The following is a 20,421-nucleotide window of genomic DNA, read 5'->3' as shown; positions in this document are numbered from 1 at the left end:
ACCTGTTGGATCAGCAGGGGAGCCGTGACGCGATCAGCGTTCGCGCTCCCACTCGTCGGTGTCGGCGATGGCCGGACCGTGATTGTAGTCCAGCAGACGCCAGCGCACAGTGCCATCAGGATTGTCCATCGGCACCAAGCGCACCCAGTGCGCATTGCGCAATGAGACCACCGTGGAGAAGGTCGGATCGATCGCGGAAATGCCCAACAGGGTCTGCAATGTCTGCGCGATCCATGCGCCGTGGGAGAACACGAACAGGTCCGTGTCGTCGCCAGCGCGCGTGGACCAGTCCTCAAGGGCCCGCACGCCTCGACGGCCCACGGCCTCCTTGGGTTCGGCGCCGTACTTCAGCTCGCCGCCGCGAAACTCCGCCCAGGAGCGGAAGTCCTCGGGGTAGCGTTCGGCCAGTTCGCTGACGGCATGGCCGTCCCACTCGCCGAAACTGCGTTCCCGCACGCGAGGATCATCGACGGGCTCGATTCCACCCAATACGTCGGCGAAAGCCTGCGCGGTGGCATGTGCGCGCCGCAGATCGGAACAGACGATGAGCCGATGGCGCACTTCCGGCCGACGGTCCACATACAGGCTTTTCAAAGCCTCGGCGGTCTGCCTGACCTGCCATTCGCCCACGGCGTCCAAAGGGATGTCGACCTGTCCCTGAAGTTTGTGGGCGGCGTTGTACGAAGTGCGTCCGTGACGGACGAGGAATATGGAACGGACGTGATCGCTCATCGCAACGGTTCCTTCGTCTCCGGATGCGCAAGATCGAGATCGATGGCCGGGCAGTCGCGCCAGAGTCGTTCGAGCCCGTAGAATTCGCGTGATTCCTCGTGCATGACATGAATCACGAAATCGCCGTAGTCGAGCAGCACCCACTGGCCTTCGGTCAGGCCCTCGCGCGAGCGCGGCTGGCGTCCGGAGCCCTTGAGGTAAAGGTCCTTTTCGATTTCCTCGGCCACGGCCAGCACCTGACGTTCGTTGGAGGCGCCGGCGACCATCATGATGTCGGTGATGCCGAGCAGGTCGGCCACGTCGAAGGCCACGATATCGGTGGCCTTGAGACGGTCTGCGGCCTCGGCGGCCACGCGGACGGCGTTGATGGAATCCTGAAGTGCGGGCATGGTTCAGCGCTCCCAGGCGGGCTTCCAGCCCTCGACGTTGTGCTGCGTGTTCTCGGAGTAGACCATCGTGTCGCTCGGCACGGCGTGGCGCACCACGGCGCCGGCGCCGGTGGTCACGTTGTCGCCGACCTCGACCGGGGCCACGAACAGGTTGCCGGCGCCCACATGGCAGCCGTCGCCGATCACGGTGCGGTTCTTGTGCACGCCATCGTAGTTGGCGGTGATGGTGCCGCCGCCGATGTTGGTGTGGTCGCCGAGCCGGGCGTCGCCCACATAGCTCAGGTGCGGCACTTTGGTGCCGTTGCCGATGTGCGCCTTCTTCATCTCGACGAATGCGCCGGCCTTGGCGTCCTCGCCGAAATCGTTGCCCGCACGCAGGTAGGTCCACGGTCCGATGTTCGTGCGCGCCCCGATATGCGATTCCTGCACACGGGAACGTTCGACCACCGCACCCTCGTCCACGGTCGCGTCGATAAGGGTGGTGTACGGGCCGACGACGGCGTCCTCGCCGATCACCGTATGGCCTTGCAGGAAGGAGCCGGGCAGGATGGTGGCGTCGCGGCCGATCTGGACGTCGTCCTCGATCCAGGTGGTCTCCGGATCGAGAATGGTCACGCCATTGCGCATCCAGCGTTCGCAGACGCGGCGGTTGTAGGTCTTGGACAGGGCGGCCAGCTGCACGCGGTCGTTCACGCCCTCGACGGTGAGCGGATCCGGTGCGGCGAACGCGCCGACCTTGCCGGCCGTCTTGGCGGTTTCCAGTGCGTCGGTCAGGTAGAACTCGCCCTGCGCGTTGTTCGACTTCAGTCCGGCGATCGCCTCGGCGAGCACGGAGGCCTCGAACACGTAGACCGAGGTGTTCACCTCCTGCACGGCGAGTTCGCTGCGGTTGGCGTCCTTCTGCTCGACGATGCGCAGCACGTTGCCTTCGCGGTCGCGGATGATGCGGCCGTAGCCGGTCGGGTCGTCGAGGATGGTGGTGAGCACGGTGGCGCCGTTGCCGGAGGCGGTGTGGAATTCGACCAGGCGGTGCAGCGTCTCGCTGTCGAGCAGCGGCATATCGGAGGCGGCGATGAGCACCGGGCCGTCGATCTTGCCGGGTTCGGTGAGCTGGGCCATCGCGCACTGGACGGCGCGGCCGGTGCCGGGGATGTCGTCCTGGTTTACGATGGTGACCTGCTCGTCATAGGAGCGTGCGGCTTCGGCGACGCGCTCGGCCTGGAAGTGCACGACCACGGCCAGCGTGTCGGGATTCAGGGCGGCCACCGAATCCATGACCCTGTTCAGGAAGGTCTTGCCTGCAAAAGTATGCAGCACCTTCGGCTTGTTGGAACGCATGCGGGTACCTTCGCCGGCGGCGAGGACGATGGCTGCGGATAATGCCATAACTGACGTATTCCCTTCGATCGGAATGTCTATTGAGGGCGGAAACACCTCAAAACAATAGACGGCCGCCCGGATGTCGAGCGGCCGTCAGCCGTTCCCCCACCTGGACTCGAACCAAGACAAAGGGTTCCAAAGACCCGTGTGCTGCCATTACACCATGGGGGAGTCGTGGACTTTCGGCCCACAAGTGTTCATTTATATCATACTGTCGGTATTTACCGAAAGACTACGCCATGTCGCGTCTCGCATTGTGTGCTTTCCGCGAACAAACACGCACGTAATCAGGCGAACAGGAAGCCTTGACCGTGGTGCTCGGGGTAGGTGTCGAACAGTTCGGCGACCGAGCCGTCCTCGAATACGGCGCGGATGGCGCTGGCCAGCAGCGGGGCGATCGACAGGACGGTCAAGCCATCCCAGCGCTTTTCCTCGGGAATCGGCACGGTGTCGGTCAGCATGACCTCGCGCGCACCGCAGTTCTTGAGTCGCTCGATGGCCGGGCCGGAGAGCACGCCATGCGTGGCGACCACGGTCACCGACTTGGCTCCCGCGTCCTGCAGCACGTGGCATGCGCCCGCGATGGTACCGGCGGTGTCGATCAGGTCATCGACAAGCACGCAGTCCTTGCCGGCGACGTCGCCGACCACACGGTTGGCGACCGCCTGGTTCGGGCGGGTGATGTCGCGCGTCTTGTGCACGAAAGCGAGAGGACCGCCGCCGAGACGCTGCGCCCACTGCTCGGCTACGCGAATGCGGCCGGCGTCGGGGGAGACGACGGCGACGTTGTCGAGATGGCCTTGGAAACGATCACGGATGTAGTCGACCAGCACCGGCATGGCCACCAGATGATCGACCGGGCCGTCGAAGAAGCCTTGGGACTGCGCGGCATGCAGATCGACCGACATGATGCGGTCGGCACCGGCGGTCTTCAGCAGATCGAACACCAGACGGCAGGAGATGGGCTCGCGGCCGCGGTGCTTCTTGTCCTGACGGGAGTAGCCGAGCAACGGGCAGACCGCAGTAATGGAACGGGCCGAGGCGCGCTTCAATGCGTCGATCATGATGAGCTGCTCCATGATCGCCTTGTTGATGGGCTTGTAGTGGCTTTGCAGCACGAACACATCGGCGCCACGCACCGATTCGGTGTAGCGCACGTACATCTCGCCGTTGGCGAAATCGTATGCGGTGGTTTCAAGGACGTCGATGCCGAGCTGCTCGGCGACATCCTCAGCCAACTTCGGATGAATCCTTCCCGTAACGAGAATAAGATTCTTATCGGGCTTCCCTTCAAGGATTGCGCTCACCATGTCTCCCAACGTGTGGTCTCGTTGATGCAGTCTTCAGCATAGCCGTTCTTCACGACCGGTTGGACAACTCAGCGTTGCCTGCCGTTCACCTGCCGCTTGCGATCCATTGTTCGATGGCCTGTTTGACCGCCTTTGCATAGATATCGCTATCCATGCTCGGGTGGATGCCGTCGGAGCCGAGCATCTGCGCGTTCGCGTTGGCCGCGGCATTCCAATCCACCAGCACCACATTGCTCGGATGTGCGGCCGCATAGTCGGCCAGCGTCTGGTTGGTGGGCGGGACCCATGCGCGATCAGCATGCGCGTTGACCAGCACCAGCACACGGTCCCGCCCGATCATGGCGAGAATGCGGTCAAGCTGATCGGCGCTGATCTGCGAGTTGGTGGCCAGTCCCACCAGCACCCATTGCCGTAGGCTCCCGGCGGCGAGATCATCGTCGATGAGCTCGGGCGCGGCCATGATGGATCGTGACACACTCGCGTCGATCTGTATGCCGGGAAACACCGCCGACAACCCTTGTGAGGAGGCGAGCATCACCGAATCGCCTATGGCGGTGATCCGGTCTCCGGTGGGCATCGTATGCGTGGGCTTGGGCGGGGCCGGCACGTTGCGGCGCAGCAGCACATGTTCGGTCTTCTGCAGGCGCTCCAGTTGCGCGGCCTGTTGCTCCAACTGAATCTGCATGGCGGTCTTCGCCGGCGCATGGACGATGCCCTGCACGCAGCCGACCAGCGAGAGCGCCGCAATGAGGTCGAAGACGATGACCTGCACGGCCCGGCGGCAGCCGCATGCGCGAGGTGGCAGCACGATGGACAGCGGCGAGAGCGCCGCCGGCTTCTCCACCATCTGCCAGGAGAGCGTCACCATGGCGACGGTGAGCAGCGCGGCCATGGCGAGAGGCCAGGGGGCGGCGGACCGGAAGAGCTTCGGGGCGAGGGCGGTGGAGAGGATCCACAACGGCCAATGCCACAGATAGATGCCGTATGAATACCGGCCGAGTGCGGCCAGCGGCTTGAACACCATAAGGCTTTGCATCCAGGAGTCATCGGCGATGGTGCCGGCGATCAGCAGCACGGACAGCAGGCTGGACAGCATGATGCCCCCGCGGAAGGCGAAGGCGTCCTGCCTGCCCACGACCGTCATGCTCACCAAGGCGATCAGGCTGATGAACGCCATCGAGGGCGCCGCCGCGTCCCATAGGCGCCTCCATGCCGGAACGTGAGGCGTCGGCGTCTCACGTGCGACGGGGAAATCACCTGAACTGATGATGCGGGGCGTCGGTTCGGGCTCTTGGTCGGCGTTGCCCAGCGGGGCCACGGTGACCCACCAGGCGAGGGCGACGCCCAGCATCAGACCCATGCCGTGCGTATCGGTGCCGAAGTAGACGCGGGTGGGATCGCCCTTGGGCGTATACATCAGTCCCATGGCAAGGCCGCTGGCCGCCGCCAGCGACAAAGGGACCAGTGAGGCATACCGCGTGCGCCGAATCCGCCACATCAGCCATACGATGAACGGCACGATCACGTAGAACTGCATAAGCACGCCGATGAACCACAGATGACGGAACACCTGCGGATTCATCTGGTCGAAGTAGCTTTGTCCCGTGCCGATGGCGTACCAGTTGTAGCAGCCCAGCAGCACGGTGATGACCTGATCGCGGATGGACACCAGCATATCGTGATCGAACAGCCAGCCGGCGCTGACGATGATCGGGATCAGCAGGAGCAACGCGGGGTAGAGGCGCACCGCCCGCTTGGGGATGAATCGCACGAGGTTGAGCGTTCCGGTCGTGTTCAGGGACCGTATGAGGCTTGTGGCGGTCAGGAATCCCGAGACGGTGAAGAACACGTCCACGCCGTAGAATCCGCCCGGCAGACGCTGCTGCATGCAGTGATAGAGCACGATGGCCAGCAGCGCCAGTCCTTTAATACCGTCTAGACCCACGAACCGCTTCACGGATAATCCTTCTCTCACCGTAGTGCTGATGGCATCCCCCGTTCTCTCCAACAAACGGAAAACAAGCCCAGCATGGTAGAGGGGAGAGACAATGCGACAGCAGCGAATCGTCAGGCCGCATGCTGCATGATTACCGGCTTGACGATTCGCGGCATACCGCGCTTATCGGTGGCGTTTACCGGTGATACAGACTCACCCGTTCGTACTTCGGTTCGCAGCACACGTTGATGTCGAGATTGCGATACAGCGCCTCGTCCGTGGATGAGATGATAACGGAGAAAAGGCGTCGCAGCCCTGCAACTGTTTGAGCCCTTCGATGACGCGAGCGGCCACAGGACTGGTGGCGCTGGTGATTGACAATGCAATCAGCGTTTCATCCGAGTGCAAGCGTCGGTTCACGCTGTTGAGATGTTGGCGGCTTGCAGTTCGATGTATTTTTCGTTGTCGAATCCCTGGCGCGAAGAGGTCGGCATCCCTTTCCGGACGACGTCGTAAGCGGAAAAATTATACTGGGCATCGTCGGCAACAAAAAAGGGATTCCCCGATGGAGAATCCCATTCGTCACAGAGAGCAATTACTCCCATTCAATTGTGGCCGGAGGCTTGCTCGTGCAGTCGAGGACGACGCGGTTGATCTGGCGGCACTCGTTGGTGATGCGCGTGGAGATCGTGGCGAGCACGTCGTAGGGCACGCGAGACCAGTCGGCGGTCATGGCGTCCTCCGAGCTCACCGGGCGCAGCACGATGGGGGAGCCGTAGGTGCGCTCGTCGCCTTGGACGCCGACAGAGTGAACGTCGGCGAGCAGCACGACCGGGCACTGCCAGATGTCACGGTCGAGGCCGGCCTTGGAGAGTTCCTCGCGGGCGATGGCGTCGGCCTCGCGCAGCAGGTCGAGGCGCTCCTTGGTGATCTCGCCGATGATGCGGATGCCCAGACCCGGGCCGGGGAAGGGCTGGCGCCAGACGATCTCATCCGGCAGACCGAGCTCGGTGCCGATGGCGCGCACCTCATCCTTGAACAGAGTGCGCAGCGGTTCGATGAGCTGGAACTTGATGTCCTTGGGCAGGCCGCCGACGTTGTGGTGGGACTTGATGTTGGCTGCACCGTCGCCGCCGCCGGATTCGACGACGTCGGGGTAGAGGGTGCCCTGCACGAGGAACTTGACTTCCTTGCCGCGCGCGCCGGCCTCTTCAAGCACTTGGCGCTGGGCCTTCTCGAACGTGCGGATGAACTTCTCACCGATGATCTTGCGCTTGCGCTCCGGCTCGGAGACTCCCTTCAGGGCCTCAAGGAAGTCGTCGGCCGCGTCCACGGTGATGAGCTTGATGCCGGTGGCGGCAACGAAGTCGTGCTTGACCTGCTCGACCTCGCCCTTACGCAGCAGGCCGTGGTCCACGAACACGCAGGTGAGCTGGTCGCCGATGGCCTTGTGCACCAGAGCGGCGGCCACGGCGGAGTCCACGCCGCCGGACAGGCCGCAGATCACCTCGGCGTCGCCGACCTTCTCGCGGATCTTCTTGACTTGATCCTCGATAATCGAGGAGGCATCCCAGTCGTTGGGCAGCGCGGCGCAACGGTGCAGGAAGTTTTCGATAAGCTTCTGGCCAAGCGGGGAGTGCTTGACTTCCGGGTGCCACTGCACACCATAGAGCTTGCGGGATTCGTCCGCCATGGCGGCCACGGGCGCGCCTTCGGTGTGGGCCAGCACTTCGAAGCCGGCCGGGGCCTGTTCGACCGCCACACCGTGGCTCATCCACGTGGTCTGCTCGGCGGGGGAGTCGGCGAGGATGCCGTCGGCGTCGTCGATGGTGGCTGAGGTCTTGCCGTATTCGCCGAGAGCGGCCTTATCCACCTTGCCGCCGAGCTCATAGGCCATGACCTGGAAGCCGTAGCAGATACCAAGCACCGGAACACCGGATTCGAATACCTTAGTATCTATGGTCGGCGCGCCGGGCTCGAACACGGAGGCCGGGCCGCCGGACAGAATAATCGCCTTCGGATCCTTGGCCAGGATCTCGTCAACCGGCATGGAATGAGGGACCAGCTCGGAGTACACGCCTGCTTCGCGCACGCGGCGGGCGATGAGCTGGGCGTACTGGGCGCCGAAGTCGACGACAAGCACAGGACCGTTTGCCATTGATATTCCCCTAACGTTCATTGGAATTTTACGTGGGCTGAACACCACTGATTATCACTGGTCAAGGCGACAAGGCCGACACGCAGAAACTATGTGCGTAAATCGAACAAACTACATGCCTGTAGTCGGACAACACGCCGATTTCAAACATGGGAAATCGAACGTGCGCTGTTCTAGCCAGATAATGGATTTCCGCATGCTTCCGCCGTTTTGAAAAAGTATGTTGAAAAAACTAATGTTGACAAACGGTCAGTTGAACCGCACAAATACTGAAATTTCCGCAACAATTTCGAACACACCCGCAAGAAATCGTTCAAAAGTCGCGTTGTCCTCGTACCATGGCGGTTGACTGGGAACGGAAAACCTTGGCACCGCAAGGGTCAGGGACCGTGACCGAACAGAAATAATCAATCGCACGATTACGTGCAGGAGTACAGGAGTACACATGACGAGTCCTGTTATTGGCACCCCTTGGAAGAAGCTCAGCGCTCCGGTTTCCGAGGAAGCCCTCGAAGGCGTTGACAAGTACTGGCGCGTTGCCAACTACCTTTCCATCGGCCAGATTTATCTGCGTTCCAACCCGCTGATGAAGGAGCCCTTCACCCGCGAAGATGTGAAGCATCGTCTGGTGGGCCACTGGGGCACTACCCCTGGCCTGAACTTCCTCATCGGCCACATCAACCGTTTCATTGCTGACCACGGCCAGAACACCGTGATCATCATGGGCCCGGGCCACGGTGGCCCGGCCGGTACCTCCCAGTCCTACCTGGACGGCACCTACACCGAGACCTTCCCGAAGATCACCAAGGACGAAGCTGGTCTGCAGAAGTTCTTCCGTCAGTTCTCTTACCCGGGCGGTATTCCGTCCCACTTCGCTCCGGAGACCCCGGGCTCCATCCACGAGGGTGGTGAGCTGGGTTACGCTCTGTCCCACGCTTACGGCGCCATCATGGACAACCCGAGCCTGTTCGTCCCGGCCATCGTCGGCGACGGCGAGGCTGAGACCGGCCCGCTGGCTACCGGTTGGCAGTCCAACAAGCTCGTGAACCCGCGCACCGACGGTATCGTGCTGCCGATCCTGCACCTCAACGGCTACAAGATCGCCAACCCGACCATCCTGTCCCGCATCTCCGACGAAGAGCTCCACGAGTTCTTCTACGGCATGGGTTACGAGCCCTACGAGTTCGTCGCTGGCTTCGATGATGAGGACCACATGTCCATCCACCGCCGCTTCGCCGAGCTGTGGGAGACCATCTGGGACGAGATCTGCGACATCAAGGCCACCGCTCAGACCGACAACGTGCACCGTCCGTTCTACCCGATGCTGATCTTCCGCACCCCGAAGGGCTGGACCTGCCCGAAGTACATCGACGGCAAGAAGACAGAAGGCTCCTGGCGTTCCCACCAGGTGCCGCTGGCCTCCGCCCGCGACACCGAGGCCCACTTCGAGGTCCTCAAGAACTGGCTCGAGTCCTACAAGCCGGAAGAGCTGTTCGACGCCAACGGCGCCGTCAAGGACGACGTCCTCGCCTTCATGCCGAAGGGCGAGCTGCGTATCGGTGCCAACCCGAACGCCAACGGCGGTGTGATCCGCGACGACCTGAAGCTGCCGAACCTCGAGGACTACGAGGTCAAGGAAGTGGCCGAGTTCGGCCACGGCTGGGGCCAGCTCGAGGCCACCCGCTCCCTGGGCGCCTACACCCGCGACATCATCAAGAACAACCCGCGCGACTTCCGCATCTTCGGACCGGATGAGACCGCTTCCAACCGTCTGCAGGCTTCCTACGAAGTCACCAACAAGCAGTGGGATGCCGGCTACATCTCCGACGAGGTCGACGAGCACATGCGCGTCTCCGGCCAGGTCGTCGAGCAGCTGTCCGAGCACCAGATGGAAGGCTTCCTCGAGGCCTACCTGCTGACCGGCCGTCACGGCATCTGGAGCTCCTACGAGTCCTTCGTCCACGTGATCGACTCCATGCTGAACCAGCACGCCAAGTGGCTTGAGGCTACCGTCCGCGAGATTCCGTGGCGCAAGCCGATCGCCTCCATGAACCTGCTGGTCTCCTCCCACGTCTGGCGTCAGGACCACAACGGCTTCTCCCACCAGGATCCGGGTGTCACCTCCGTCCTGCTGAACAAGTGCTTCCACAACGACCACGTCATCGGCATCTACTTCGCCACCGACGCGAACATGCTGCTGGCCATCGCCGAGAAGTGCTACAAGTCCACCAACAAGATCAACGCCATCATCGCCGGCAAGCAGCCCGCCGCCACCTGGCTGACCCTGGACGAGGCTCGTGCCGAGCTCGAGAAGGGTGCCGCCGCTTGGGACTGGGCCTCCACCGCCAAGACCAACGATGAAGCCGAGATCGTGCTTGCCGCCGCCGGCGATGTCCCCACCCAGGAGATCATGGCCGCTTCCGACAAGCTGAAGGAACTGGGCATCAAGTTCAAGGTCGTGAACGTTGTCGACCTGCTCTCCCTGCAGTCCGCCAAGGAGAACGACGAGGCCCTGTCCAACGAGGAGTTCGCCGACATCTTCACCGCCGACAAGCCGGTGCTGTTCGCGTACCACTCCTACGCCCACGACGTGCGCGGTCTGATCTACGATCGTCCGAACCACGACAACTTCAACGTCCACGGCTACGAGGAGGAGGGCTCCACCACCACCCCGTACGACATGGTTCGTGTCAACCGCATTGACCGCTACGAGCTGACCGCTGAGGCTCTGCGCATGATCGACGCCGACAAGTACGCCGACAAGATCGACGAGCTCGAGAAGTTCCGTGATGAGGCCTTCCAGTTCGCCGTCGACAAGGGCTACGACCACCCGGACTACACCGACTGGGTGTACTCCGGCGTGAACACCGACAAGAAGGGTGCCGTCACCGCTACCGCCGCCACCGCCGGCGACAACGAGTGATAACACCTCCACGGTGTCGTTAGACCGCTGACGAAACAGGGCCCGGGATCCGTCCCGGGCCCTGTTCGCATATCGGCACCGGCTGTGCCGCCCGGCCGCCAAACGCACGAATCCCGGCCATTGCATGCGCGCCATAAAAGACACTTATACGGCAATCGGCCATTTTTCGACACTTTCGCGGTTCAAGCGCGTTATGGTGTTACCCGACATCAATTTTGGAGAGAGGAAATCCAATGACAGCAGCAACCCAGCCGGCAACCCCGGCCGCTCCTAACAATAACGAGCCGGTGCGTGTGAACCACACCGCCCGCAACGTCATCATCACCATCGTGGTCGTGGCGATTATCGCCGTGGCCGCGTTCTTCGGCTACCGCGCGTTTGCCGGTGCCAACGAGTCGTCCGCCAAGGGCAGCAAGGGCAACCCGGTCAAGATCGGCGTGGTCGGTGCCACCAACCCCGAATGGGTCAAGTTCAAGCAGAACGCCGAGAAGGCCGGCATCTACGTCGACATCGTCGACTTCCAGGACTACACCTCCGAAAACCCGGCCCTCGACTCCGGCGAGCTGGACCTCAACGAATTCCAGCACCTGCTTTACCTGGCCAACTACAACGTGAGCAACAAGAAGGACCTGCAGCCCATCGGCGGCACCGCCATCTACCCGCTCGGCGTGTACTCCACCAAGGTCAAGGACATCAAGGACCTGAAGCAGGGCGACACCGTCACCATCCCGAACGACGAAACCAACCAGGCCCGCGCCATCGGCGTACTCAAGGCCGCCGGTCTCGTGACGCTCAAGGGCGACTGGACCGCCTTCTCCACCCCGGCCGACATTGATGAAGCCAAGAGCAAGGTCAAGGTCACCCCGCTAAAGGCCGAACAGGTGGCCACCACCCTGAAGGACCCGACCATCGCCGCCGGTGTGATCAACAACGACTACGTGGCCGACGCCGGTCTCAACCCGAAGGACGCCATCTACCAGGACAACGCCGAATCCGAGGAGGCCCGCCCCTACATCAACGTGTGGGTGGCCCGCAAGTCCGACGTGAACAACGAGACCTACAAGAAGCTCGTCTCCATCTTCCAACAGAAGGACGTGCTGGCCGCCCTGCAGGAGAACTCCGGCGGTACCGCGGTGTTCGCCGACAGTTCAGCGCCAGCGAGCTGCAAGGCTTCCTGTCCGACATCGAGAAGGATGCCAAGGCCCAGCAGTGAGCCGTGGCTGATACGAGCGTACGACTAACCTATCCATAGCCATTACCACCAAGCGGAGCGAGTACCCGAGCCAACATCGGGATTCGCTCCGCTTCCGTGACCGGACACCAACAACCAGCATCAGGGAGCACTATGAGCGACCCCATCATCACCTTCGACCATGTCGTGAAGGAATTCAAAACACGCGGACGCGGCGCGAACATCGCACGAGCCTTGGATGACGTCAGCCTGACCATCGATCGCGGCGACATCTTCGGCATCATCGGCTATTCCGGTGCCGGCAAATCCACACTGGTCCGGCTTATCAACGCGCTCGAACGACCCACCTCCGGCACTGTGACCGTGCTCGGTACCGATATCACCTCTTTGAGCGAGACCAAGCTGCGACCCATCCGTCAAAAATCGGCATGATTTTCCAGCAGTTCAACCTGTTCTCCACCAAAACCGTGGCCCAGAACATCGCCTACCCACTGCAACTCGATCACTGGCGCAAGGACTATCAGGATCGTCGTGTCAACGAACTTCTTGAATTCGTGGGCCTCAGTGAGCACGCAAACAAATACCCTTCGCAGCTGTCCGGCGGCCAGAAGCAGCGCGTCGGCATCGCCCGCGCACTGGCCACTAATCCGGAGATTCTGCTCGCCGACGAAGCCACCAGCGCGCTCGACCCGGAAACCACCACCGAAGTGCTGGCCTTGCTCAAGCGTGTGAACGAGGAATTCGGCATCACCATTGTGCTTATCACCCATCAGATGAACGTGGTCCAGCAGATTGCCGGCCGCGTGGCCGTAATGAGCGCCGGACGCGTGGTCGAATCCGGCGACGTATACGACGTGTTCGCTGCACCCCAGCAGCCGGTGACCAAGCGATTCATCGCCACCGCATTGTCCGGCCTGCCCGAGGAAGATCGGGTCGAGCGATTGCATCACGAATGGTCGGGCCGCATTGTCACCGTGCTTATCCGACAAAAGGACGTTTCCGGCACCCAAGGCCATGAACTCAAGGCATCCGGACAGAATATCTCCGAACTCATCGCCAAATACGGCGTTGAATCCAGCCTGCTCTACGGCGGTATCGACACGGTCAAAAGTGCCGCCATCGGTGCCATCACCTACGAATTCAACGGGCCCGGCTGGCATGTGGACGAATTCCTGCGCGAGCTCGCCGTCAATAGCGACGTCATCGACTTCGGCACCGCCGCAAAGCCTGTGGCGTACGCCGACGCGGTCGCTGGACATGCCACCTACGCCGAAGACCGATCCCATGACCCGCTGGCGGCCGATACTGCCTCTGCATCCACCGCGCCCGGTGTATCCGCCGCCGCACATGAAGGAGACAACGCATGATCATCCTCGCCAACCCCCGCAGCGACTGGAACGTGCTGCGCCCGCTCCTGTTCGAATCCATCGGCCAGACCCTGACCATGGTGCTCATCACCCTCGTGATCGGCGGATTCCTCGGCCTGATCCTCGGCGTGGTGCTCTACGGCACCCGCCCCGGTAACCTGTTCGAGAATGCGGTCGTCTACCGCATCCTTGACATCATCGTCAACATCGTGCGCCCGATTCCGTTCATCATTTTCCTGGCAGCCATGCAGCCGCTCACCATCGTCGTGGTCGGCACGTCCATCGGCACCGTGGCCGCCATCTTCCCGATGGTGGTCATGTGCACTTTCGCCACTTCTCGTCTGGTCGAACAGAATCTCGTGCCGGTCGACCCGGGGGTAATCGAGGCCGCGCGTTCGATGGGCGCCGGCAAGCTCACCATCATCCGCACCGTGCTCATCCCCGAAGCCCTGGCACCGCTGATCCTGGCCTACGCCTTCCTGTTCATCGGCGTGCTCGACATGTCTGCCATGGCCGGCTACATCGGCGGTGGCGGTCTCGGTAACTTCGCCATCGCCTACGGCTACCAGAAGTTCGACCAGACCGTCACCTGGACGGCCGTGATCATCATGATCGTACTGGTCCAGGTGGTGCAGGGCATCGCCAACGCCATCGCCAAACGACTGCTCAAACGCCAGCAATAACAAGGCATACTGACCCCATAGATCGCGGCCCTCGCCAATATGAAGCGAGGGCCGCAATATATTCTGCGCGCTACTAGAATCGAGAACCATGAGCGAACACATCGACATTGACCACGAACTCATCGTCATCCGCCACTACCTGCACTCCCACCCGGAACGCAGCTTCCGCGAATTCGACACCAGCATCTATCTGACCGACCAGCTCAAAGCGCACGGCGTCGAAATCCTGCACAATCCGCTGGAAACCGGCGTCGTGGGCCTCATCCAAGGCAAGCGCGGCCCCGGCCCGCGCATCGGCCTGCGCGCCGACATAGACGGCCTGCCCATCGTGGAAGACTCCGGACTGGAGTTCGGCTCCGTCAATGAAGGCGTGATGCACGGCTGCGGCCACGACCTGCACATGACCGGTCTGCTCGGTGCCGCCTTCTGGCTCGCCGAGCACCGTGACAAGTTCGCCGGCTCAATCAAGATTCTGTTCCAGCCGAGTGAGGAGACCGGCCAAGGCGCTCGCGCCATGATCGACGCCGGACTCGTGGATGACGTCGAAGCCATTATCGGCACGCACAACAACCCCAACTATGCGCCCGGCCAGCTGGCCATCGGCGTTGAGCCGATGATGGCCGGCTGCGTGAAATTCCGCGTGACCCTCCACGCCCAAGGCACCCACGCCGGCTACCCGTACAAGGGCACCGGGCCCATCGAAGCGCTCTCCAGTATTATTCTGAGCCTGCAGACCATCGTGAGCCGCAACGTCACGCCCTTCCACCCGCTGGTGCTGTCCGTTACCGAAGTGCACGGCGGCCATGTGTGGAACGTGGTGCCCGCCGAAGCCGGATTCCAAGGGACTGTGCGCTATTTCCACAAGTCGGATGGCAATCTGGTCGGCCGCCGATTCAAGGAAGTGGTGGAACACACCGCCGAGGCATACGGCATCAGCGCCGACGTGGTCTGGGATGACTTTCAAGACCCGCTGGTCTCCGATCCAGGTCTTGCCAAGGCCGTGGCGGCGGATGTCAACGACTACGCGCAGCTCGAACCGATACGTCAGTCGATGGCGGGGGAGGACTTCTGCGAATTCGCCAAGGTGACGTTGCCGGTGTTCGCGTTCGTCGGGTCAAACGGCCAAGAAGGTTGCGCCGACTGGCATAGCCCGCATTTCGTGGGTCTCGACGAATCCATTCCCACCTTCGTCAACTTCTACGTCAACGCCGCTCTGCGCGTGCTCAACGAGCTGAGGTAAATCCTTTTCTGGCTCCCCTCTGGAGGCTGAGGCGTTAGGCAGACAGCCCAGTGGGCTGTCTGTAGCCGAAGGTGAGGCGACAGCCGAACCAGATATGCGCGGGCCTCGCCCGTCCATAAGCGCAGGACGAGCTATCAGCGAAACTGACTGAGGGGAGTGACATTCGTTCATTAGGTCGATTCATCGTCCATTAGGTCGGTGAACGGTGATACTGGTTGTTGGAATCGCGCCATTGCAACGACTGATATCGCATTGCAGTGACCTAATGAACGCAAAAACGACCTAATGAATGACGCCAAGCCGGAAGAACAGGCAATCCGACGCCATACGCGGCTACACTAAGAAGCTATGACACAGCTTCGCTTCGCACTCGCCCAGATCGACACCTGCGTCGGCGCGCTTGACGTCAACGCCGCCAAGGTGCTCGACTACTCCCGTAAAGCCGCCGCAGGAAACGCCCAGGTGGTAGTCTTCTCGGAAATGACCCTCACCGGATACCCCATCGAGGATCTGGCCCTGCGCCGTACCTTCCGCCAAGCCGCATGGGACAAGGCCAACGAACTCGCCACCCAGCTCAACGACGACGGCCTCGGCGATCTGTTCGTGGTGGTCGGCACCGTGGGCACCGACCGCAAGACCTCCAAGCCGCGCAACCGACTGGTGGTCTTGCATCAGGGCGTGGTCTGGGCCGGCTACGACAAGCACTTCCTGCCCAACTACGGCGTGTTCGATGAATTCCGCATCTTCTCCGCCGGCGACCGCTCTGTGACCCTCGACGTGGACGGCGCCACCATTGGCGTGGCCATCTGCGAGGACATCTGGCAGGACGGCGGCCCGGTGGCCGACCTGGCCACCAAGAACATCGACCTGCTGCTCACCATCAACGGATCGCCGTATGAGGAAGGCAAGACCAACACCCGTTTTGAGCTCGCCCAGCGTCGTGCCGCCGAGGTTAACGCCCCGGTCATCTACCTGAATCAGGTCGGCGGTCAAGACGACCTCGTCTTCGACGGTGGCAGTTTCGTGGTCGACGCCGACGGCACGCTTATCGAACGCAGCCCGATGTTCATGGAAAACCTGACGTTCTGGGACTTCGATTCCGCCGCCGAACATCAGGCCAAGGCCGAGATCGTTCCGGAACTCGACCCGGACGAAGAGGTATACACCGCCTGCGTGCTCGGCCTCAAGGACTACATGGCCAAGAACCACTTCACCGGCGTGACGCTGGGCCTCTCAGGAGGTATCGACTCCGCACTGGTAGCCGCCATGGCGGCCGACGCATGCGGCGGCGAGAACGTCTGGGGCATCTCCATGCCCTCCATGTACTCCTCCGATGGTTCCAAAGACGACGCCGCTGACCTGGCCTCCAACATTGGCGCCCATTACGAGGTTCAGCCCATTGAGCCATTGTTCAACGCCTACCAACAGCAACTTGATCTCCATGGTGTCTCCGCCGAGAACCTGCAGGCCCGCATCCGCGGTGTGATCGTGATGGCCAGTTCCAATTCGCGCGGTCTGCTCGCCGTGGCCACCGGCAACAAGTCAGAGCTCGCCTGCGGCTACTCGACCATCTACGGCGATGCGGTAGGCGGTTACGCACCCATCAAGGACCTGCTCAAGACCCGCGTCTGGGAGATCAGCCGTTGGCGTAACAAAGCTGCGGCCGCGGGCGTCGGCATCGGTGGGCTCAAGATCGTGGGCAACGAGGACGGCAACACCGGCGTCCCGCTCAAGGACGGCGTGATGATTCCGGTCTCATCCATCGAGAAGGCTCCCTCGGCCGAGTTGCGCCCCGGGCAGAAGGACTCCGACTCCCTGCCCGAATACGCGCTGCTCGACAAGGTGCTCGCCGCATACATCGAGCACGCGCACGGCCGTGCCGACCTGTTAGCCGACGGCTTTGACCAGGCCACCGTAGACACCGTGATTCGATTGGTGGACCGCGCTGAATGGAAGCGCCGCCAATACCCTCTGGGGCCCAAGGTCACGGCCCTCGCATTTGGACGAGACCGCCGACTGCCCGTCACCAACGCATTCAGGGAATAAACATATATTGCTCCCGCCAGCGGGAGCAAGTAATACCGTTGAGGAGGTACCAATGACAGACGATAACAAGAAGCAGTGGTATTTCAACACCGTCAAGAAGCAGGCCGAGCTGGGCATGGTCTCACCGGTCGAACAGCGCATGGGTCCGTACAAGACCAAGGAAGACGCCGAACATGCGTGGGACATCGTGGTGGACCGCAATGCCAGATGGGAGGAGGAGAACCGGCGCTGGAAGAACTACGGCGCGAAACCCGCACAGGCTCACCCCGAGGATTGACGGTCGAAAACTGGCGGATACGGTTCTGCTGTCAAGCTCAAGACCGAGCTGCTCATCAAACAGCTCATACGAACATCACAGTATGAGCGGTTTCCCATATCTGGAGACGTGCAATAGTCCCATCAATACCTAAAAACCATTGGAATGGTAGCGTTCACAAAAACAATGTGAGATAGCTCACCCCCAATTTCGGCTTTTCTCAAGCAAGTGCCAACTACACTTGTGAACCAAGGGTTCCGTGAGGATGCGAAACCTACAACCCCATGTAAGGAGTGACATGACCGCAGTGGAAAATGCAGCTGTCTCCCAGGAGGAGCTCGACGCCAAGGCGTGGGCTGGCTTCACCGAGGGCAACTGGCAGAAGGATATCGACGTTCGAGACTTCATCCAGAAGAACTACACCCCGTACGAGGGCGACGAGAGCTTCCTGGCGCCTGCCACCGAGAAGACCAAGCATCTGTGGAAGTACCTCGACGACAACTACCTGGCCGTGGAGCGCAAGCAGCGCGTCTACGACGTTGACACCCACACCCCGGCAGGCATCGACGCCTTCCCGGCCGGCTACATCGAATCTCCGGAAATCGACGACGTGATCGTCGGCCTGCAGACCGACGTGCCCTGCAAGCGCGCCATGATGCCCAACGGCGGCTGGCGCATGGTCGAGCAGGCCATCAAGGAAGCCGGTAAGGAGCCCGATCCGGAGATCAAGAAGATCTTCACCAAGTACCGCAAGACCCACAACGACGGCGTCTTCGGCGTCTACACCAAGGCCATCAAGATCGCCCGCCACAACAAGATCCTCACCGGCCTGCCGGACGCCTACGGCCGAGGCCGTATCATCGGCGACTACCGCCGCGTCGCCCTGTACGGCGTCAACAAGCTGATCGCCTTCAAGAAGCGCGATAAGGACTCCATCCCGTACCGCAACGACTTCACCGAGCCGGAGATCGAGCACTGGATCCGCTTCCGCGAGGAGCACGACGAGCAGATCAAGGCCCTCAAGCAGCTCATCACCCTCGGCAACGAGTACGGCCTGGATCTGACCCGTCCGGCCCAGACCGCCAAGGAAGCCGTGCAGTGGACCTACATGGGCTACCTGGCCTCCATCAAGTCCCAGGACGGCGCCGCCATGTCGTTCGGCCGCAACTCCGCCTTCCTCGACTGCTTCATCGAGCGCGACCTCAAGGCCGGCAAGATCACCGAGACCGACGCCCAGGAGCTCATCGACAACATCGTCATGAAGCTGCGCATCGTGCGCTTCCTGCGTACCAAGGACTACGACAACATCTTCTCCGGCGACCCGTACTGGGCGACCTGGTCCGACGCCGGTTTCGGCGACGACGGCCGTCCGCTGGTCACCAAGACCTCCTTCCGTCTGCTCAACACGCTGACCCTCGAACACCTCGGACCCGGCCCCGAGCCGAACATCACCATCTTCTGGGATCCGAAGCTGCCGGAAGGCTACAAGCGCTTCTGCGCCAAGATCTCCATCGACACCTCCGCCATCCAGTACGAGTCCGACAAGGAGATCCGCAACCACTGGGGCGATGACGCCGCCATCGCCTGCTGCGTCTCCCCGATGCGTGTGGGCAAGCAGATGCAGTTCTTCGCCGCCCGAGTGAACTCCGCCAAGGCCCTGCTGTACGCCATCAACGGCGGCCGCGACGAGATGACCGGCATGCAGGTCATCGACAAGGGCGTCATCGACCCGATCGCCCCGGAGGCCGACGGCACCTTGGACTACGAGAAGGTCAAGAACAACTACGAGAAGGCGCTCGAGTGGCTGTCCGAAACCTACGTCGAAGCGCTGAACATCATCCACTACATGCACGATAAGTACGCCTACGAGTCCATCGAGATGGCCCTGCACGACAAGGAGGTGTACCGCACCCTCGGTTGCGGCATGTCCGGTCTGTCCATCGCCGCCGACTCCCTGTCCGCCATCAAGTACGCCAAGGTGTACCCGATTACTAACAAGGAAGCCAAGAACCTCGAAGGCCACGAGTACGAGTACGTCGAAGGCGCCGACGACGATCTGGTCGTCGGCTACCGCACCGAGGGCGAGTTCCCGGTCTACGGCAACGACGACGATCGCGCCGACGACATCGCCAAGTGGGTTGTCTCCACTGTGATGGGCCAGGTCAAGCGTCTGCCCGTCTACCGTGGTGCCGTCCCGACCCAGTCCATCCTGACCATCACCTCCAACGTGGAGTACGGCAAGAACACCGGTTCCTTCCCGTCCCGCCACAAGAAGGGCACCCCGTACGCCCCGGGCGCCAACCCGGAGAACGGCATGGACTCCCACGGCATGCTGCCGTCCATGTTCTCCGTCGGCAAGATCGATTACAACGACGCTCTTGACGGCATCTCGTCGACCAACACCATCACCCCCGATGGCCTGGGCCGCGACGAGGACGAGCGCATCAGCAATCTGGTCGGCATCCTAGACGCCGGCAACGGCCACGGCCTCTACCACGCGAACATCAACGTTCTGCGCCGCGAGACCATGGAGGACGCCGTCGAGCACCCCGAAAAGTACCCGCACCTGACCGTGCGCGTCTCCGGCTACGCGGTGAACTTCGTAAAGCTCACCAAGGAGCAGCAGCTCGACGTCATCTCCCGTACCTTCCACCAGGGCGCCGTCGTCGACTGATGACCGGCTTCGCGATACGCGACACTGACTAACTGAAGGGGTGGGGCACGGCTCCACCCCTTCTTCGTCTCCGCCGCGCCGGCCTTCGGCGAGATTCCCCAATGCCGGCGACACCCACAGGAATCGACACAGACG

General features: G+C 62.0%; 12 protein-coding genes, 1 tRNA gene and 3 pseudogenes. 8 read left to right on the top strand and 8 right to left on the bottom strand.

Translation table 11 applies throughout. The features are described 5' to 3' along the window. Positions 1–33: 33 nt before the first annotated feature. The 8 genes and pseudogenes from MMB48_RS07585 to guaA all read right to left on the bottom strand — a co-directional run bounded on the left by MMB48_RS07585 (position 34) and on the right by guaA (position 7,905). Positions 34–732 carry a histidine phosphatase family protein gene (locus tag MMB48_RS07585; RefSeq protein ID WP_032744345.1) on the bottom strand — a complete coding sequence of 233 codons (699 nt, stop codon included), beginning with the start codon at positions 730–732 and terminating at the stop codon, positions 34–36. Beyond that, positions 729–1,121 carry a ribosome silencing factor gene (gene rsfS, locus MMB48_RS07580; protein WP_032744344.1) on the bottom strand — a complete coding sequence of 131 codons (393 nt, stop codon included), beginning with the start codon at positions 1,119–1,121 and terminating at the stop codon, positions 729–731. Before rsfS ends, MMB48_RS07585 begins: the two co-directional genes overlap by 4 nt. Before the next feature lie 3 nt (positions 1,122–1,124). Beyond that, complete coding sequence (gene glmU / locus MMB48_RS07575) at positions 1,125–2,507, bottom strand: bifunctional UDP-N-acetylglucosamine diphosphorylase/glucosamine-1-phosphate N-acetyltransferase GlmU (protein ID WP_032744343.1); 1,383 nt, start codon at positions 2,505–2,507, stop codon at positions 1,125–1,127. A 94-nt stretch (positions 2,508–2,601) separates the two neighbouring features. Then, positions 2,602–2,672, bottom strand: a tRNA-Gln gene (locus MMB48_RS07570). A 116-nt stretch (positions 2,673–2,788) separates the two neighbouring features. After that, positions 2,789–3,811 (bottom strand): ribose-phosphate diphosphokinase, encoded by a 1,023-nt coding sequence (locus MMB48_RS07565; RefSeq protein WP_032744342.1) that lies wholly within the window; start codon positions 3,809–3,811, stop codon positions 2,789–2,791. A gap of 85 nt (positions 3,812–3,896) precedes the next feature. After that, positions 3,897–5,768: an acyltransferase family protein gene (locus MMB48_RS07560; RefSeq protein ID WP_032744341.1), complete on the bottom strand. Its 1,872-nt coding sequence runs from the start codon at positions 5,766–5,768 to the stop codon at positions 3,897–3,899. 175 nt (positions 5,769–5,943) lie between these two features. Beyond that, positions 5,944–6,203: pseudogene (locus MMB48_RS07555) on the bottom strand (hypothetical protein). Positions 6,204–6,342: 139 nt separating this feature from the next. Beyond that, entirely contained in the window at positions 6,343–7,905 is a 1,563-nt protein-coding gene (gene guaA, locus MMB48_RS07550; RefSeq protein ID WP_012578023.1) for a glutamine-hydrolyzing GMP synthase, read from the bottom strand. 445 nt (positions 7,906–8,350) lie between these two features. Here guaA and MMB48_RS07545 point away from each other — a divergent pair, with 445 nt between their 5' ends. The 8 genes and pseudogenes from MMB48_RS07545 (at position 8,351) to pflB (ending at position 20,286) form a co-directional block, all read left to right on the top strand. Further along, a complete protein-coding gene (locus tag MMB48_RS07545; protein WP_032744340.1) occupies positions 8,351–10,828 on the top strand; it encodes a phosphoketolase in 2,478 nt (825 codons plus the stop codon). Between the two features lie 233 nt (positions 10,829–11,061). Then, positions 11,062–12,041, top strand: a pseudogene (locus MMB48_RS07540) (MetQ/NlpA family ABC transporter substrate-binding protein). Between the two features lie 132 nt (positions 12,042–12,173). Next, positions 12,174–13,387, top strand: a pseudogene (locus tag MMB48_RS07535) (methionine ABC transporter ATP-binding protein). Beyond that, on the top strand, positions 13,384–14,070 hold the full coding sequence (locus tag MMB48_RS07530; protein WP_032744339.1) for a methionine ABC transporter permease: 687 nt from the start codon (positions 13,384–13,386) through the stop codon (positions 14,068–14,070). Before MMB48_RS07535 ends, MMB48_RS07530 begins: the two are co-directional and overlap by 4 nt. Before the next feature lie 88 nt (positions 14,071–14,158). After that, entirely contained in the window at positions 14,159–15,310 is a 1,152-nt protein-coding gene (locus tag MMB48_RS07525; RefSeq protein WP_032744338.1) for a M20 metallopeptidase family protein, read from the top strand. A gap of 348 nt (positions 15,311–15,658) precedes the next feature. Beyond that, a complete protein-coding gene (locus tag MMB48_RS07520) occupies positions 15,659–17,356 on the top strand; it encodes an NAD+ synthase (protein ID WP_032744336.1) in 1,698 nt (565 codons plus the stop codon). A 52-nt stretch (positions 17,357–17,408) separates the two neighbouring features. Beyond that, the gene (locus MMB48_RS07515) at positions 17,409–17,633 is read left to right on the top strand and encodes a hypothetical protein (protein WP_012578016.1); all 225 of its coding nucleotides are present in this window, start codon (positions 17,409–17,411) and stop codon (positions 17,631–17,633) included. A 277-nt stretch (positions 17,634–17,910) separates the two neighbouring features. Beyond that, positions 17,911–20,286, top strand: a complete 2,376-nt coding sequence (pflB, locus tag MMB48_RS07510; protein WP_032744335.1) for a formate C-acetyltransferase — start codon at positions 17,911–17,913, stop codon at positions 20,284–20,286. The last annotated feature ends 135 nt before the right edge of the window (positions 20,287–20,421 follow it).

It is taken from the genome of Bifidobacterium sp. FKU (assembly GCF_026016385.1).
Lineage (GTDB): Bacteria > Actinomycetota > Actinomycetes > Actinomycetales > Bifidobacteriaceae > Bifidobacterium > Bifidobacterium infantis.
Note: the sequence above shows the minus strand (reverse complement) of the source record. Positions and strands in the feature narration are given on the sequence as shown.

What these genes read in the sequence shown, in the direction of transcription:
- MMB48_RS07525 (WP_032744338.1), top strand. Translation starts at nt 14,159, where the DNA reads ATGAGCGAACACATCGACATTGACCACGAACTCATCGTCATCCGCCAC.
- pflB (WP_032744335.1), top strand. Translation starts at nt 17,911, where the DNA reads ATGACCGCAGTGGAAAATGCAGCTGTCTCCCAGGAGGAGCTCGACGCC.
- rsfS (WP_032744344.1), bottom strand. Translation starts at nt 1,121, where the DNA reads ATGCCCGCACTTCAGGATTCCATCAACGCCGTCCGCGTGGCCGCCGAG.
- MMB48_RS07585 (WP_032744345.1), bottom strand. Translation starts at nt 732, where the DNA reads ATGAGCGATCACGTCCGTTCCATATTCCTCGTCCGTCACGGACGCACT.
- MMB48_RS07530 (WP_032744339.1), top strand. Translation starts at nt 13,384, where the DNA reads ATGATCATCCTCGCCAACCCCCGCAGCGACTGGAACGTGCTGCGCCCG.
- glmU (WP_032744343.1), bottom strand. Translation starts at nt 2,507, where the DNA reads ATGGCATTATCCGCAGCCATCGTCCTCGCCGCCGGCGAAGGTACCCGC.
- MMB48_RS07515 (WP_012578016.1), top strand. Translation starts at nt 17,409, where the DNA reads ATGACAGACGATAACAAGAAGCAGTGGTATTTCAACACCGTCAAGAAG.
- MMB48_RS07545 (WP_032744340.1), top strand. Translation starts at nt 8,351, where the DNA reads ATGACGAGTCCTGTTATTGGCACCCCTTGGAAGAAGCTCAGCGCTCCG.
- MMB48_RS07565 (WP_032744342.1), bottom strand. Translation starts at nt 3,811, where the DNA reads ATGGTGAGCGCAATCCTTGAAGGGAAGCCCGATAAGAATCTTATTCTC.
- guaA (WP_012578023.1), bottom strand. Translation starts at nt 7,905, where the DNA reads ATGGCAAACGGTCCTGTGCTTGTCGTCGACTTCGGCGCCCAGTACGCC.
- MMB48_RS07520 (WP_032744336.1), top strand. Translation starts at nt 15,659, where the DNA reads ATGACACAGCTTCGCTTCGCACTCGCCCAGATCGACACCTGCGTCGGC.